14 protein-coding genes are annotated in these 15,723 nt (G+C 29.1%); 11 read left to right on the top strand and 3 right to left on the bottom strand.

Going from position 1 to position 15,723, the window contains the following annotated elements; all coding sequences use genetic code 11:
- Positions 1-159: 159 nt before the first annotated feature.
- Entirely contained in the window at positions 160-1,968 is a 1,809-nt protein-coding gene (pepF, locus tag AXE85_RS07885; RefSeq protein WP_062174529.1) for an oligoendopeptidase F, read from the bottom strand.
- 257 nt (positions 1,969-2,225) lie between these two features.
- Here pepF and AXE85_RS08725 point away from each other — a divergent pair, with 257 nt between their 5' ends.
- Positions 2,226-3,050 (top strand): ISL3 family transposase, encoded by an 825-nt coding sequence (locus tag AXE85_RS08725; protein ID WP_062172723.1) that lies wholly within the window; start codon positions 2,226-2,228, stop codon positions 3,048-3,050.
- A complete protein-coding gene (locus AXE85_RS08720) occupies positions 3,019-3,627 on the top strand; it encodes a transposase (protein ID WP_231723783.1) in 609 nt (202 codons plus the stop codon). Before AXE85_RS08725 ends, AXE85_RS08720 begins: the two co-directional genes overlap by 32 nt.
- A gap of 10 nt (positions 3,628-3,637) precedes the next feature.
- Here the strand turns inward: AXE85_RS08720 and AXE85_RS07870 are convergent, their stop codons facing one another.
- A complete protein-coding gene (locus AXE85_RS07870; RefSeq protein ID WP_231723782.1) occupies positions 3,638-3,964 on the bottom strand; it encodes a YutD family protein in 327 nt (108 codons plus the stop codon).
- 3 nt (positions 3,965-3,967) lie between these two features.
- Positions 3,968-5,167, bottom strand: a complete 1,200-nt coding sequence (locus AXE85_RS07865; protein WP_062174527.1) for a serine hydrolase family protein — start codon at positions 5,165-5,167, stop codon at positions 3,968-3,970.
- A 539-nt stretch (positions 5,168-5,706) separates the two neighbouring features.
- Between AXE85_RS07865 and rpsF the strand changes: the two genes are divergently transcribed.
- The 9 genes from rpsF (at position 5,707) to AXE85_RS07820 (ending at position 15,704) form a co-directional block, all read left to right on the top strand.
- Entirely contained in the window at positions 5,707-5,994 is a 288-nt protein-coding gene (gene rpsF / locus AXE85_RS07860) for a 30S ribosomal protein S6 (RefSeq protein ID WP_062174525.1), read from the top strand.
- 13 nt (positions 5,995-6,007) lie between these two features.
- Positions 6,008-6,559, top strand: a complete 552-nt coding sequence (locus tag AXE85_RS07855; protein ID WP_062174523.1) for a single-stranded DNA-binding protein — start codon at positions 6,008-6,010, stop codon at positions 6,557-6,559.
- Between the two features lie 24 nt (positions 6,560-6,583).
- Positions 6,584-6,832, top strand: a complete 249-nt coding sequence (gene rpsR / locus AXE85_RS07850) for a 30S ribosomal protein S18 (protein WP_021752292.1) — start codon at positions 6,584-6,586, stop codon at positions 6,830-6,832.
- 99 nt (positions 6,833-6,931) lie between these two features.
- Positions 6,932-8,152, top strand: a complete 1,221-nt coding sequence (locus AXE85_RS07845) for an HD domain-containing protein (RefSeq protein ID WP_062174521.1) — start codon at positions 6,932-6,934, stop codon at positions 8,150-8,152.
- A gap of 233 nt (positions 8,153-8,385) precedes the next feature.
- Positions 8,386-9,927 carry a DEAD/DEAH box helicase gene (locus tag AXE85_RS07840; protein ID WP_062174519.1) on the top strand — a complete coding sequence of 514 codons (1,542 nt, stop codon included), beginning with the start codon at positions 8,386-8,388 and terminating at the stop codon, positions 9,925-9,927.
- Positions 9,928-9,938: 11 nt separating this feature from the next.
- Positions 9,939-10,541, top strand: coding sequence for a ComF family protein (locus AXE85_RS07835; protein ID WP_062174517.1), 603 nt, complete (start codon positions 9,939-9,941; stop codon positions 10,539-10,541).
- A gap of 151 nt (positions 10,542-10,692) precedes the next feature.
- Positions 10,693-11,238: a ribosome hibernation-promoting factor, HPF/YfiA family gene (gene hpf, locus AXE85_RS07830; RefSeq protein ID WP_062174515.1), complete on the top strand. Its 546-nt coding sequence runs from the start codon at positions 10,693-10,695 to the stop codon at positions 11,236-11,238.
- 175 nt (positions 11,239-11,413) lie between these two features.
- Complete coding sequence (locus tag AXE85_RS07825) at positions 11,414-11,989, top strand: DJ-1 family glyoxalase III (protein WP_062174512.1); 576 nt, start codon at positions 11,414-11,416, stop codon at positions 11,987-11,989.
- Between the two features lie 409 nt (positions 11,990-12,398).
- A complete protein-coding gene (locus AXE85_RS07820) occupies positions 12,399-15,704 on the top strand; it encodes a Cna B-type domain-containing protein (RefSeq protein ID WP_062174511.1) in 3,306 nt (1,101 codons plus the stop codon).
- The last annotated feature ends 19 nt before the right edge of the window (positions 15,705-15,723 follow it).

Below are 15,723 nucleotides of genomic sequence, written 5' to 3'. Positions count from 1 at the left end.
TTTTGATTGAAATGTAAAGTAGAAGCCGATTTTAACAGTTATCTTAATTTAGATTATAGGTGTCGACTTCTACTGACTATGTTTATAAATATTTGAGTTTTTATTAGATATTTTCTATATTATCAGGAATAAAAGAAAATATTATGTACGACTTATCGTTTAATTTTTTAATTCTTCTGTTAAATTATACAGTTCATCTATTAGGTAACCGATATAGTCAATAGCTTCTTTTAACGGTGCTTCTGTACTAACATCACAACCTGCCAGTCTGGCAAGCTCAAGTGCTGACATACTTCCCCCTTTAGAAAGAGTATTTAACCACACTTTTGCATGATTATTATCTTTTTCAATTTTATTAGCAATAGCTGTTCCTATGGTAAGGCCGGCAGAATAAGTATATGAATATAGACCCATGTAATAATGAGGTTGACGCATCCAAGTTAATTCCGCACCTTCATTTATCTCAAGGCTATCTCCAAAAAATTCTTCCATAACTTCACGTTTTACATCGGATAACACATCGGCATTTAACATTTCGTTATTATCTACTTTTTTGTAAATTCTGTCTTGATATACAGCCTCAAGATAATGTGTTACCATATTGTGAAAATAAGTTCGGCTAATCATATTGCTGATAACCCAACGTTTAAAGTGAGCGTCTGTGCTGTTTTTAAGTAAATAATTCGAAACAATAACTTCGTTACATGTTGAAGGTGCCTCAACAAAATATAACGAACAATCGAAGTTTAACATTGTTTGATGTTTTCCGGCATTCATAAAGTGATAGGCATGCCCTAATTCATGAGCAAGAACAAATACTTCGTTCATTTTTCCTGTCCAAGATAATAAGATAAATCCGGCAACATTAGGAACGGTAGCACAGAATCCACCGGTACTTTTCCCGATATTCTGAGGGAAATCTGTCCAACGTTTATCATAACTTTCATCAATCATCTTAACATAGTCATCGCCTAAAACACCAAGTGCTTTTTTTAGATAAGAACGAGATTCGTCAATGGTCATGTCTACTTCGAAATCAGGGTCTAAATTAATTTTGCAATCAGAAAATTTCATATCTTTGATGTTATGTTCACGTGCTAATAATTTAATATAGCGACGAATATGTGGGGCAAGATCTGTCATTAGAACACGAATTTGTCGATCGTATAATTCTCTATTAACGTCTTGATTAGCTAATAAATAATCGATAACACTATCATAACCGCGCATGGTAGCGATCATTTTTTCTTTTTTTATTTGTGAAATATATTCATTGGCAGAAGTATTTTTATATTTTCGCAATGTAGAATAAAAACTTTCCGCACCTTTTCTGCGAATATCTTTATTATTATCCATTTCATATAGGTTTTCATATAAGACGAAGCTGTTTTCAAAAGTTTTGCCGTCTACTTCAAAACTGTCAAACTTCATATCTTCATGTTTTGTTACTTCATACAAATGGTAAAAATTAGGTAGATTTTCAAAATTTGAAATTACTTGTTCGGCATCTTTTGAAAGTGTATATTTTTTACTACGAATAATTTTTTCAAAAAAGTATCTTAAATCGGGGCGGTACTTATTAACAAAAGTATTAATAAATTCTTTATCTAAATCTACAAGAGTGGTTTGGAAAAAACTCATATTACTTGCCCAGTAACTTGAAACTTCTTGGAAAAGTGTTGCATTATTAATGACGTTATCATTAAAGCGATCCACGGTCATAGGAAGTTCAGCGTAGTGTGAAAGTTTGTATAATTCTTCTTGAAGCTTTTCGAATTCTTTAAGAGCTTTGTCAAGAAGTTCAAAAGAAAGCTCTTTATTCTCATAATTATTTTTAAATGTATTAATATCTTGTTTTACAATCTTTAAAGTTTTTTTAAAATCTTCTTCTGTTTTATATAGTAAACTTATATCCCAAGTGTAGCGTTCATCAACTTCACTACGGGGAATTAATTTCAATTCTGTCATAGCTAGTCTCCTTAAAAATTTTAATTAATATAATTATATCTCAAGTTGAATGAAAGATAAATAGTAAAGAATGTGAAAAACTCCTAAGAGTTTTGAAGAATACTTCAAACTTCTTAGGAGCTTTTAAGAATTTCGGTTGTATAATAAATACGGGGCATGGGGAAAATCCATACCTCGTATTGTTTTTTAATATACAAAAAGACAAATATCCAATATAATTAAAGTGCAAAAAAATAAACTATGAAAGGATATCTGTCATGAATAATTTTAACACAAAAACAAAAGAAATAAAAGAGGGAGAATTCATTAAAAACCTACTACAAATAAAAGATAAAAATATAACTATTGAGAAAACACATAACGAAACTATAAAAAATAATCAAAAGTACTTTGTATTCAAAGGTACCTTAACATATAAACCCAAGAAGTGTGAATGCTGTGGTTGTCTTAATAAAGGTTATACTGTAGTTAAAAACGGCTTTAATGAACTTACTAGAATTAATCTATTAAAAATATCAGGTATCCCTGCTTATTTGGAACTAAGAAAGCAACGTTTCAAGTGTAAAACTTGTAATAAAAAATTTGTAGCTACTACTTCTTTTGTAGATAAATACTGTAGTATTTCTAAAAATGTTAAGTTTTCTATAATGAGTGATTTAGCTGATACTTTATCTTTTAAACAAATAGCCAAAATGAATAATGTATCGGTTAATACTGTTATAAGAACTCTTTATAAATGTAAATCCCATGTAGACATTCTTAACTATAATACCTTACCTGAGTATTTATGCTTTGATGAGTTAAAGTTTACTAAAGATAGTAAAAATGGTATGAGTTTTATTTTTTTAGATGCTTTAACTCATGAGATTATTGATATAGTTGATGGTAGAACTGAGTATATTTTAAATAATTATTTTTCCAGATTTTCTAAAGAGGCTAGAAGTAATGTTAAGGCTATTTGTATTGATATTTATACTCCTTATATGAAGTTGATTAGAAATAAGTTTCCTAATGCTGAAATTGTTATAGATAGGTTTCATATTATTCAAAATGTTAATAGAGAACTTTATTCAAAATGTTAATAGAGAACTTAATAGAACTAGAGTTAAGCTAATGAATATTTACAAAAAACAAAAAGGTATTAATTATACTCTTTTAAAAAATAATTGGAAGTTAATATTAGAAGATGAAAGTAATGTTACTCATGGTAGGTTTTTCTTTAATAGGAGTTTTAGGAGTTTAGTTACTAGACGTGATATTTTAGATTATTTATTAGGATTAGATTGTATATTTAAGGCTAGCTATGAGAGAGTTCAGGATATTAGATATGCAATAAGGTATAGAAATGAGTTGGAGTTTAAAGAATTAATTGAAAAATCTACTATCGATTTATCTGATGGTGTTAGTAAGGCTATTAATACTATGAGAAAACATAAAGGGTATATGCTTAATAGTGTTAGGTATTCTATTTCTAATGGTTCTTTGGAGGGTATTAATAATAAGATAAAGGTTTTAAAGAGAGTTTCTTATGGTTATAATAGCTTTTATAACTTTAGATTACGCATTTTAGTTGTTTCTAGGTTATTTGTTTCTGAGTATAAAAATAATATTTCTTTTAAGGGCGTTTTGAAAAATGCCAAGCAACACTGCATTGCTTAGCATTTTATCCTTATTTTTTCTCATGCCCCGTATTTGACACAGAGCCAGAATTTCTTTTTTTAACAACGAAAAATGGAGAACCAAAATTACAATATTCTAAAATAAAGTCTTCCAAATTATTGATATTTTTGGAGTTTGTACTATCTTTCGTTAAAACAAAACCTGTTAGGCGTAACTTTTCGTGAGAAATATCTCCGACGATAAAAGGTTTATTTTTAAGAACGTCTACTAAACGTTCTTCGAAACTTTCCTTTTGAAAGGCATCTTTGAAATTATAAATTAATTCGTAAATAATTCCATCAACTTCAAAGATTAAGTTATTTTGTTCAATCTCCATATTTTAATCCTTTCTAACAATAGGTTTTATAATATACAATGCCATAAAGACAAGTGAATAAACAGTTAGAATACCTGCGGCAAAGTATTTTGTTCTATTGATAATAATTGTTGTTTTTTCCAAATTACTCTTTTTACTGAAATTAACATCATTAATAAAATTAGATTTTACTTTAGTGAATTTTCCTGAGTCATTATTAGAAGAAAAATCAGAATAAACAGTTCCGTCATTAGCTGAAACAGTTTCGTATTTTTGGAATAATAGGATACGTTTATTCATAAGTAAATAAGTAACGTCTTTTATAGAATGTTTTTCATAGAATAAGTCATAAATATCATTTTCAAAAGTAATATTTTCATTATTAATTTTATAAGAACCGGCTTTAAGAGCTAATTTATAGCTATAATTAGTAAAAAGATAATCATAAGTTTTTTGAAGACCGGCGAAAAATTTGTCTTTGCTATCGGTCTGGTTTAAAGTGGTAATCAGTAATTTGGTATTACCGCTATAAGCGAACGTAACGCTGTTTTTACCGGAATAATCAAGACCTAAGACTCTGAATTTATCAGATTCGGCAAAATTAACACTATTATCCGCACTCTCGCCTGAAGCAAAAGTGTACTTAGGATTTTTTGTAATTTCTGTTAAACCGGGATAATTTTTTAGAATTAAACCGGTAAGATAAGAAATATTTTTCACTGTACTCTTATTATCATCACTTACTGTTAAAGAAGATAGTGTAGTGTCGGTTAATGACATATCGGAAATAAGAGTTTGTGCATCGTTAAGGTTAAAATTATATTCTTTAAAAATAGAGTTTAAAAGAGCATTTGATTCTACATTTTCCAGTAAAAATAAAGCATCTTTAATACTAATTTTATTGCTAAGTTTGTATTTGGATAAAATACTATCACTCTCCGTGATATTTATCGTACTGTTAAGATTGATTTTATTATTTTTTAAACCATCGGTTAATAAAAATAGTGCAAGGTAATTTGCTAATTTACTAACTGAAGTCTTTTCATTTTCTCCACGCTTTGCGATAATTTTTCCGGTGTTAAGCTCCGATATAACTATGTGGCTATTAGTATCACCGAAATTTGAAATAGCGTTATTATCTAAAAATGTTGTTTCCGATTTAACATAACTAGGAACTAATAATGTCAAAAGCATAACAACAATGCTAATTTTTTTTAATTTCATACAGATTTTCCTTTATTTACAAGTAATCAAATATTTTTTGCATACTAGATATATGATATTAAAGTAAATTTAACTAAAGTTAAAATCTTCGTTTTATTATATATTTATATACAAAATATTTTTTGCCGCAGTGGTGAGGCAGTCTTAAGAACTTTCTTTAATTCTTAGGCTTATGAGTACTTTTAGCACAAATAAATCTTAGAATTAAAGTATGTAACAAGAGCTTGAATTTTAAGAAACGTAGTGACAATGAAATTCATGTTCCGTTATATACTTCACTAATAGTATAGTACAAAATGAAAGAAAAAGCTAATATGAAGTAAGTATAAACAGTCATAATAAAATATAAAGGATATAATTTTAAGCGGTATTTTTGTAGAAAATTATGTCGCAAATTAGTGTGAAAATAATTTTTGAAAATATAGGACTATTAGTTGATTTTTATTTTTATATTTGATACAATAACTGCTAGAGTAATTTTATTACTCCTTACTCTCGCTAAAATAGGGAGTCGCAAAGACCAAAAGGAGGTAACACACATGAGAAAATATGAGGTAATGTTTGCTGTTCAACCACGTATTGATGAAGAAGCTAAAAAATCTGTGGTTGATCGTTTTGTAAATATTCTTTCAGAAGGTGCAGAAGCCGTTGAAGTAAAAGACTTAGGTAAAAAACGTCTAGCATATGAAATTGAAGACTTCAGCGATGCATACTACTATGTAGTAGAATTAACTTCAGAAACAGATGCGTCTACAAAAGAATTTGATCGTTTAGCAAAAATTAGCGATGATATTATTCGTCACATGGTTGTAAGATTAGAAAAATAAGAGAGGGTAGACTATGATTAATAACGTAGTGTTAGTTGGAAGATTAACGAGAGATCCAGAATTAAGATATTCTAGTTCAAATATACCTATGGTTTATTTTACGGTAGCTGTTAACAGAACATTTACCGATCAAAATGGGCAACGTAATGCGGACTTTGTCAGCTGTGTAGCGTTTAGAAAACAAGCTGAAAATATGGCAAGATTTCTTGCGAAAGGTAGCTTAATAGGTGTAGAAGGACGTATTCAAACACGTAATTATCAAGGTAAAGACGGTAATACTGTTTATGTTACGGAAGTAGTAGCTAATACTGTTCAATTTCTAGAGCCTAAGTCTAGTACAAATAGACAAAATAACGGATTTGACTCAATGAGTTTTAATCAACAACAATCTCAACCAAATCCATTTAACAGTGGATATTCTAATTCAAACCAAGGACAAGCTAATACAGCTATGCAGGATTTTATTAATGACAGTTCATCATTCTCTGATTTTGGAGAAAATTTCCCAAGTAATTTAGATGATGACTTCATGCAGGATGTAGTAAATCCGTTTAAAGAAGATTAAAAAAAACATAGGAGGATATGCAAAATGGCAGTAAATAACAATCGTCGTAATAATATGCGTCGTCGTAAAAAAGTATGTTATTTTACAAAAAATAATATTGAATTTATCGATTATAAAGATGTAGAATTACTAAAAAAATTCATCTCAGAACGTGGGAAAATCTTACCACGTCGTGTAACAGGTACTTCAGCTAAGTATCAAAGAATGTTAACTACAGCAATTAAAAGAGCTAGACACATGGCACTTTTACCATACGTTGTAGACGAAAAATAAGAATAAGAAAATCTGACAGACTTAGGTCTGTCTTTTTTTTATCAGCTTTGTTATAATAACTGTGTAAGAAACAATGTAGTAATGAAAGGAGTTGTTTAAATGCAGTTAAATAAATTAGAAGAAACAAAAGTGCTAAGAGATCCGGTGCATAGTTATATACACATTAAATACAAAGTAATTTGGGATTGTTTGGATAGCAAGGAGTTTCAACGTTTACGTCGTATTCGCCAACTCGGTGGTGATTTTCAGGTATATCCAAGTGCAGAACATTCACGCTTTTCTCACTCTTTAGGTGTATACGAAATAGTTCGTCGTATGGTAACGGAGATTAAGTCATTAAGTGTGGAGCTAACCGAATATGAAAAAGTGTGTGTTATGTTAGCGGGGCTATTACATGATGTTGGGCATGGACCTTTTTCGCACGCTTTTGAACATGTGACAAAATATAATCATGAAGAATATACGGCGAAAATAATTTTAGAAAATACACAATTAAACAGTATATTGTGTAAAGTTCATAAAAAATTACCGCATGATATAGTATCAATTATTCAACATACTCATCCTAATGATATATTAAATCAAATTGTTTCAGGACAATTAGATGCAGATCGCATGGATTATCTTTTGAGAGATTCATACTTTTCAGCAACGAGTTACGGGCAGTTTGACCTTGAACGTGTGTTAAGAACGTTACGTGTTAGGAAAAATATTGACGGAAAAAAATATTTAGTGACTAAATATACGGGTATTCACAGTGTAGAAGATTATATTATGGCAAGGTATCAGATGTATTGGCAAGTATATTTTCATCCGGTAGCCCGCAGTTATGAAACGGTATTTATTCAGTTGTTTAAACGTTTAAAAGATTTATTCAAAGTAAATCCCGAATATTTTGCCGACCTTACCGTACTCGTACCATTTTTGACCGATAGAAAAACAAGTGTAGAAGATTATTTTAAACTGGATGAAAATGCGTTGTTTTACTGTTGTTCGTTAATACAAAATAAAGATGATATTATTGCGAGTGATTTGGCGTATCGTCTGCTAAATCGCAAACTTTTTGAATATGTTGACTATAGTGATGATAATTTAGCTCAAATAAAAAATATGTTAAAAGAAAAAGGCTTAGATGAAAATTATTATATTCGTATAGAAAACATAGCAACAAGTGTTTACACTCCATATACCGGAAGAAAGATTTTGATAGAAGATAGAAATGGGAATATTATTGCTTTAGAGCAAGCCAGTACGATTGTTGATTCTATAACAAAAGGTCAAACTAAAACAGAAGGAACGATATTTTTCCCGAAAGAATAAAATTTATGAAATATAACATATACTAAAAGCAATCTTCGTAACGAACAAATAATTGAATAATAATAAAAAAGATGAATTAACGAAAGAGAGTTCATCTTTTTTGTAGTTTTATATAAAAAATTAGTTTTTTGTTAAAGAGAAAATTAACCTAGATGATAAATTACAAAAATAATGACAAAATAAGTTTAACTTAAAGAAAAATAGCTGTATAATGAACACAGGAGGAAAGTAAGATGTTTTTTGATACATATTGTGAATTTATTGAGGCATTATATTATGTAAAATATTCAACGTTAGATGAAGAAGAAAAAATAAAAATATATAATAACATTTACCAAGAATACAGGGAATATAATCATTATAATAAAGATTTTGAACAAATATATAGTGATATTATAAACAATATTATTTGTGAAATTTCACAAGAAGAATATTTATATCTCAGCCGATATAACGGTCTTTTATTATCTATTAATCAACTTATATCTCTAAAAATAAAAATTCATTATTTAGATTATAGTTCATATATAAAAAGAGTTTTTTGTGTTGAACAAAAGGATAAAAAATATCACTGCTTACAGTGTGATAATAAGGTGCAAAGTAATTTTTTTACTTTTATTTATAACAAAAAAGAGGTTGTTTACTGCAAACGTTGTGTGAAATTTGGTAGAGCTGATAACAGAGTGCCGAAGTTTTATATAAATATCCCCTTAGAAAATATTAAAATAAAAAAACCTGACGTTGAACTTAGTTTTGAACAGAAGAAAGCATCATGTAGTCTGGTAGAAAATTTAAAACAAAACAAAAATACATTAGTATGGGCAGTATGTGGAGCGGGAAAAACCGAAATAGTCTATGAAACGGTATATAGAACCATTAATGAAAATAAAACTCTATGTTTTGCCGTTCCGAGAAAAGACGTGGAAAAAGAATTGGCAATTAGATTTAGACGAGATTTTAAAGAATTGGCAATTAATGTTTTACATGGTGATGAAAAAATATTAACCGGGTCAAAAATATACATAATGACAACTCATCAACTAATGAAATATTATAATTATTTCGATGTAGTTATTATTGACGAAGTTGATGCTTTTCCGTATTATGGTGATTCTTTATTAGAAGAAGGAGTACTTACCGGTTTAAAAGAAAATTCTTCCCTTATATTTTTATCTGCAACACCATCAAAAAAAATTAAAAGATTTGTAGATGAAATTATAAAAATACCGATAAGGTATCATAAACATTTATTACCGATACCCAAAGTCAAGATAGAAAAAAATAATGTATTTATTTTAGAAGAATTATCAAAAAATTTAAAGGATTTTATTTTAGAATCATTAAAAAATAAACGGAAAATTCTAATATTTGTGCCAGCTATTGCAATGTGTGAAAACTTAGTAAATTATATAAAGCTATTGTTAGAAGATGACAGTATTTTTATTAACAGTGTTCATAGTGAAGATAAAAAACGTTCTGAAAAAATAGCGGATTTTTATAGTAATAAGACTAATATTCTTGTAACGACTACGGTGCTTGAGCGTGGTGTTACCTTTGACTACTTAGACATAGCGGTTTTTGACGCAAGCCATAGTCATTTTACAAAAGAGGCGTTAATCCAAATATCAGGAAGAGTAGGCAGAAAAGAATATGATAATTCTGGGAAGATTATTTTTTTAACAGATAAAGTAACAAAAAATATAAACTCTGCGATTAAAGAAATAAAGTATATGAACGCACTAGCTAAACAGAAAAAGTTGAATATTAAAAAATAGGGAGAGTTATTATGAAATGTAGTTTTTGCGATAAGGAGATAAAAGAGAAACTCAGCTTTAAAAATATTTTTTCCAAAAAAGAAACTATAAAATTATGTGATAGATGTAGAGAAAATATCAGTATTAATAAAATCAGAATTGAAAATTATACTTTATATTATTTTTGTAATTATAAATTTATTAAAGAAATAATTTATAATATAAAATACTTTGGAGATATTTCTCAAGGAATAAAATTTAAAAAATTATTTAAAGAGTTTTTGAGATTATATAAATTTGATATTATTACAATCGTACCGTCAAATATAACGAGAGAAACTATTCGAGGTTACAATCATATTGAGTTAATTTGTGAACTTTGCGATGTAGAGTATAAAAAATTATTGACTTGCTCATATCGAGAAAAACAGGCGAAATTACATAAAAAAAGAATGGAAAATAATTTTAAACTCCTTGGAGATACGGTAGGGGAAAATAATAAAAAAATTTTAATAGTAGATGATGTTTTTACAAGTGGTAATACATTGAAAAATTGTGCGAAACAATTAGAAAATAAATTTAAAAATTGTGAAATTAGTTTTTTAACATTAGCATTTACCGAAGACAAAAAATAGATTTAAAACCTTAAAAATACTTTAATTTTATAATGCTAATTCTTAGTAAAAAGATATTGATAATGCTTTTATAAAATGGTATAATGAAAATATAAATAAAGGGGAAAACCTATAAAGCAGTTAGGTTGCTTTATGAAAGGAGTGCTTTAAAATGTTAAGATATCAAGTACGTGGAGAGAATTTGGAGATTACTCAACCGATTAGAGAGTATGTTGAAAACAAAGTTTCTAAATTAGAAAAATACTTTGCTGAAAGTTTAGAAGCAAACGTTTATGCTAATGCTAAAGTATATAAAAATAGTAAGAAAAAAATTGAAATTACCGTACCGCTTAAAGGTGTAACTTTACGTGCGGAAGAAGTTAATGAAGACTTGTATGCTGCCGTTGATTTGGCAGTTGACAAACTTGAACGTCAAATGAGAAAACATAAAACAAAAATTAATCGAAAAGGTCGTGAAAAAGGCTTTATCAATGAAAACTTATTGACAAGCGAATTAGTAGAAACGGAAGAATCAACATTAGATTTCGGCAAAGTAAAACAATTAACAGTAGAATTAATGACAAGAGAAGAAGCTGTAATTCAAATGGAACTTTTAGGACATGATTTCTTCGCATTCTTAGATGCAAAAACTAACGAAATTTCTATAGTTTACAAACGTCGTGATACAGGGTACGGTGTATTGGAAATTTCTAAGTAAATAATTAAATAAGAGTTTAAACACTGAGCAACTATCTTCCGCAGGTAGTTGCTTTTTTGAATATAAGATATAATAAATGTTATAATTTTTATTATTTTAAATGTTATTTCTTTTTATTTTTAAAACGATAAGTTAAAATAAAACTATAAAACATAATTAAAGGAGGAGAATTAGAATGACAAAAAAAGTAGCTTTATTCGTGGAAAATGGTAGTGAAGAATTAGAATTTATTGCACCGTTAGATATTATGCGACGTGCCGGATTAAATGTAGATCTTATATCTGCAAATAACGAAAATTATATAACCGGTTGTCACAATGTGAAAGTATTAGTCGATAAAAAACTTAAAGAAATAGAAAATATTTTAGACTATGATGCTATAGTTATCCCCGGTGGACTGCCCGGAAGCACCTTGCTTAGAGACAATAGAAAAATTATTGAATTTTATCAAACAATATATCAGAAAAATAAATTAGTAGCTGCCATTTGTGCAGCTCCAATAGTGTTAAGTAAAGCGGGGATACTGAAAGATAAAGAAGTAACATCATATCCGGGATTTAAAAAAGAAATAGAATGTAGATTATACAACAGTGCTAAAGCCGTTGTTGTGGACCGAAATGTTATTACGGCACAAGGGCCGGCAGTAGCTACGCTTTTCGGGTATGAAATAGTTAAATATTTATTAAATGAAAGAAGTTCAAATGACATAGCGAGTGAAATGTTAATGCCGATTTTAAAAAATAATCTATAGGAATAATTAAAACAGTTTAAAAGTAAAAAGAGCTAAGATTTGAGAAGTATAATTCTTAAAATCTTGGCTTTTTAAAATATTTTGCGATAATGTATATAATTTTAATTTATATTTTTTGATAAGTTAGTTATAAATACCGGTTTTTTGAATATTATTTTAAGCTACAATAAAAGACTATTAAATACTGTTAGTATAGGGAAAAGAGTAAGATAATTAAATAAAAATGGACAAAAAACTAGGATTTAATTTACAATAAAACTGCGGTATGTTATAATATATCGTGGAGTAGGTTATTAGTTTGCATTACTGATATGAGTGTGTTTATCTTGTCAGGTATGTTATAGTGTATGTAATATTTAAGGTGTAAATTAAATCCTACTTAAAAATACAAAGAAAGGAAGAAGTATTCATGAAAAAGAAAATTTTTATATGGATAACGACTGTACTTTTAATATGTAGTACAATATTGACTACAGTTATAAGTTCAAACACAAATATTGCTAGGGCAGAAGGTGGAAAACAGGGAGAGAATTTAACTACAAGTACAAAAGTACAAAAAAATGAAGTTAAAAAAGAAACTCAAGGCAAGAGCACCGAAGCTACAGAGAAAAAAGTTAGCGATAAAGCTGATAATACAGCAAAAACAAATGAAAAAGCTGACAATACTGTGGATTTAGGTGTTAATGCTAAAGGAACTACAAATATTGTATCAGAGAAAAGAGGTGAAACCGAAAATATTCCTGATAATATAATAAAATCTATAGCAAGAAATGCCGCAATGCATAATGATATAATTACAGAAATGTATATCACTGATAACGATGGGAAACCGATACCTAAAGATGGAGTTAAGATGTGGGAAACTTTTAAAGTAAACGCTAAGTTTGCTCTTAAAGATAATAAAGTTCATAAGGGTGATACTAGTACAATAAAATTACCTGACGAATTAGCTTTTAGTACCACAATAGATTTTGATGTAAATGATTCTGAAGGTAAACTAGTAGCTAAAGCTGTAATAGATTCTGCTACTAAAACAATTACTTTAACATATACGGATTATCCTGAAAAACACTCAGGTGTAAAAGGAGAGCTATTCTTCTACGCAAGGGTTGATGAAACTAAAGTTAAACAAGAAAAAGATATTAATCTTAAATTCACTATAAGTAATGATGTAACAATTTCTGCAGGGACATTACATTATAAAGGACCTAATAAAAAAGTTGATACTACAGTAGATAAAACCGGTGTACAAGACGCAAAAGATAAAAGTCTTTTCCACTATACCGTTGCTGTTAACAGAAGTGCTACAGATTTAAAAAATGTAGTTCTTAAAGATAGACTGGGTGACGATATTTACAAAGTTAATATACTAAAAGATACTATTAAAGTGTATGAAGTAGAATGGTTTTGGGATACAGATAAGGCATATTGGAATTATAAAAATCAAAAAGATGTTACTGCCACTTACAAGAGTAAGATAACTATGGATGCTGACCAAAAAGGATTTTCTCTTGAATTAGGGAACATCGGTAAAAAAGGTTACATGGTAACTTATGATATAAAAGCTGACTATACTCCTGCAGATGGAGAAGTATTTACAAATAAAGCAATATTAAAGCATAGTGGAACAGAAAACTATGAAATGAAATTTGATTTGAAATATTTGGCAGCCGGAGGTAAAGCGGAAGGATATGTGTACTCTATTAATCTACTTAAAAAAGATAAAAATGGAGGAAAAGCACTAAAAGGTGCTGAATTCCAAGTAACACGTGATACAACCGGACAAGTAATAGGGAAGTTTACGACAGATGATAACGGAAAAATATCAATTACAAAACTGTTAAAAGATAACTATACTATTAAAGAAACAAAAGCACCTGACGGTTATAAATTAGATCCGACAGAAATAAAAATCGGCCCAAATGATTTTGGTAGTGATAAATCAATAACTAAAGAAGTCCTTAACGAAAAAGATACAATAAAAATCTGTGGAACAAAAACATGGGACGATAACAACAACCAAGATGGCAAACGCCCAACAAAAATCAAAGTAAAATTACTGGCTGACGGAAAAGAAGTAGCTACAAAAGAAGTAACGGAAAAAGACGGTTGGAAATATAGCTTTGACAACTTGGACAAATACAACAAAGACGGAAAAGAAATTAAATACACAATAGATGAAGAAGTAGTAGAATTCTACGAAAAAGCAATAGATGGCTTTAATTTAACAAATAAACACGTTCCTGAAAAAACAAAAGTTGAAGGACTAAAAACATGGAACGACAACAATAACCAAGATGGAAAACGTCCAACAAAAATCAAAGTAAAACTACTAGCTGACGGAAAAGAAGTAGCTACAAAAGAAGTAACAGAAAAAGACAACTGGAAATACAGCTTTGACAATTTGGATAAATACAAAGACGGAAAAGAAATTAAGTATACAATAGACGAAGAAGTAGTGGAATTCTACGAAAAAGCAATAGACGGCTTTAATCTAACAAACAAACACGTTCCTGAAAAAACAAAAGTTGAAGGACTAAAAACATGGAACGACAACAATAACCAAGATGGAAAACGTCCAACAAAAATCAAAGTAAAACTACTAGCTGACGGAAAAGAAGTAGCTACAAAAGAAGTAACAGAAAAAGACAACTGGAAATACAGCTTTGACAATTTGGATAAATACAAAGACGGAAAAGAAATTAAGTATACAATAGACGAAGAAGTAGTGGAATTCTACGAAAAAGCAATAGACGGCTTTAATCTAACAAACAAACACGTTCCTGAAAAAACAAAAGTTGAAGGACTAAAAACATGGAACGACAACAACAACCAAGACGGAAAACGTCCAACAAAAATCAAAGTAAAACTATTAGCTGACGGAAAAGAAGTAGCTTCAAAAGAAGTAACGGAAAAAGACAACTGGAAATACAGCTTTGATAATTTGGATAAATACAAAGACGGAAAAGAAGTTAAATACACAATAGATGAAGAAGTAGTGGAATTCTACGAAAAAGCAATAGACGGCTTTAATCTAACAAATAAACACGTTCCTGAAAAAACAAAAGTTGAAGGACTAAAAACATGGGACGATAATAACAACCAAGATGGAAAACGTCCAACAAAAATTAAAGTAAAATTATTGGCTGATGGAAAAGAAGTAGCTTCAAAAGAAGTAACGGAAAAAGACGGCTGGAAATACAGCTTTGATAATTTGGATAAATACAAAGACGGAAAAGAAGTTAAATACACAATAGATGAAGAAGTAGTAGAATTCTACGAAACAATAATACACAATTTTAATCTAATAAACAAACATGTACCTGAAAAAGTAAGTGTAGCAGGACTAAAAACATGGATTGACAACAATAACCAAAGTGGCAAACGTCCAACAAAAATCAAAGTAAAATTATTGGCTGATGGAAAAGAAGTAGCTTCAAAAGAAGTAACGGAAAAAGACGGTTGGAAATACAGCTTTGACAATTTGGATAAATACAAAGACGGAAAAGAAGTTAAGTATACAATAGATGAAGAAGACGTAGCAGGATATACAAAAGAAATAAACGGTTATAATTTAACAAACAAATTATTACCACCGCCACCAACACCGCCACTACCAAAAACAGGACTAACAGATAGCGGATTAGAAAACTTAGGAATAGGATTGTTGGCAGCTGCGTTATTAATAGTAGGTAGAAAAAAATATCTGCGATAATTAATAGCTTTGTATTAAA

This window comes from Gemella sp. oral taxon 928 (assembly GCF_001553915.1).
Lineage (GTDB): Bacteria > Bacillota > Bacilli > Staphylococcales > Gemellaceae > Gemella > Gemella massiliensis.
This window is presented reverse-complemented; position numbering and strand designations above follow the sequence as displayed.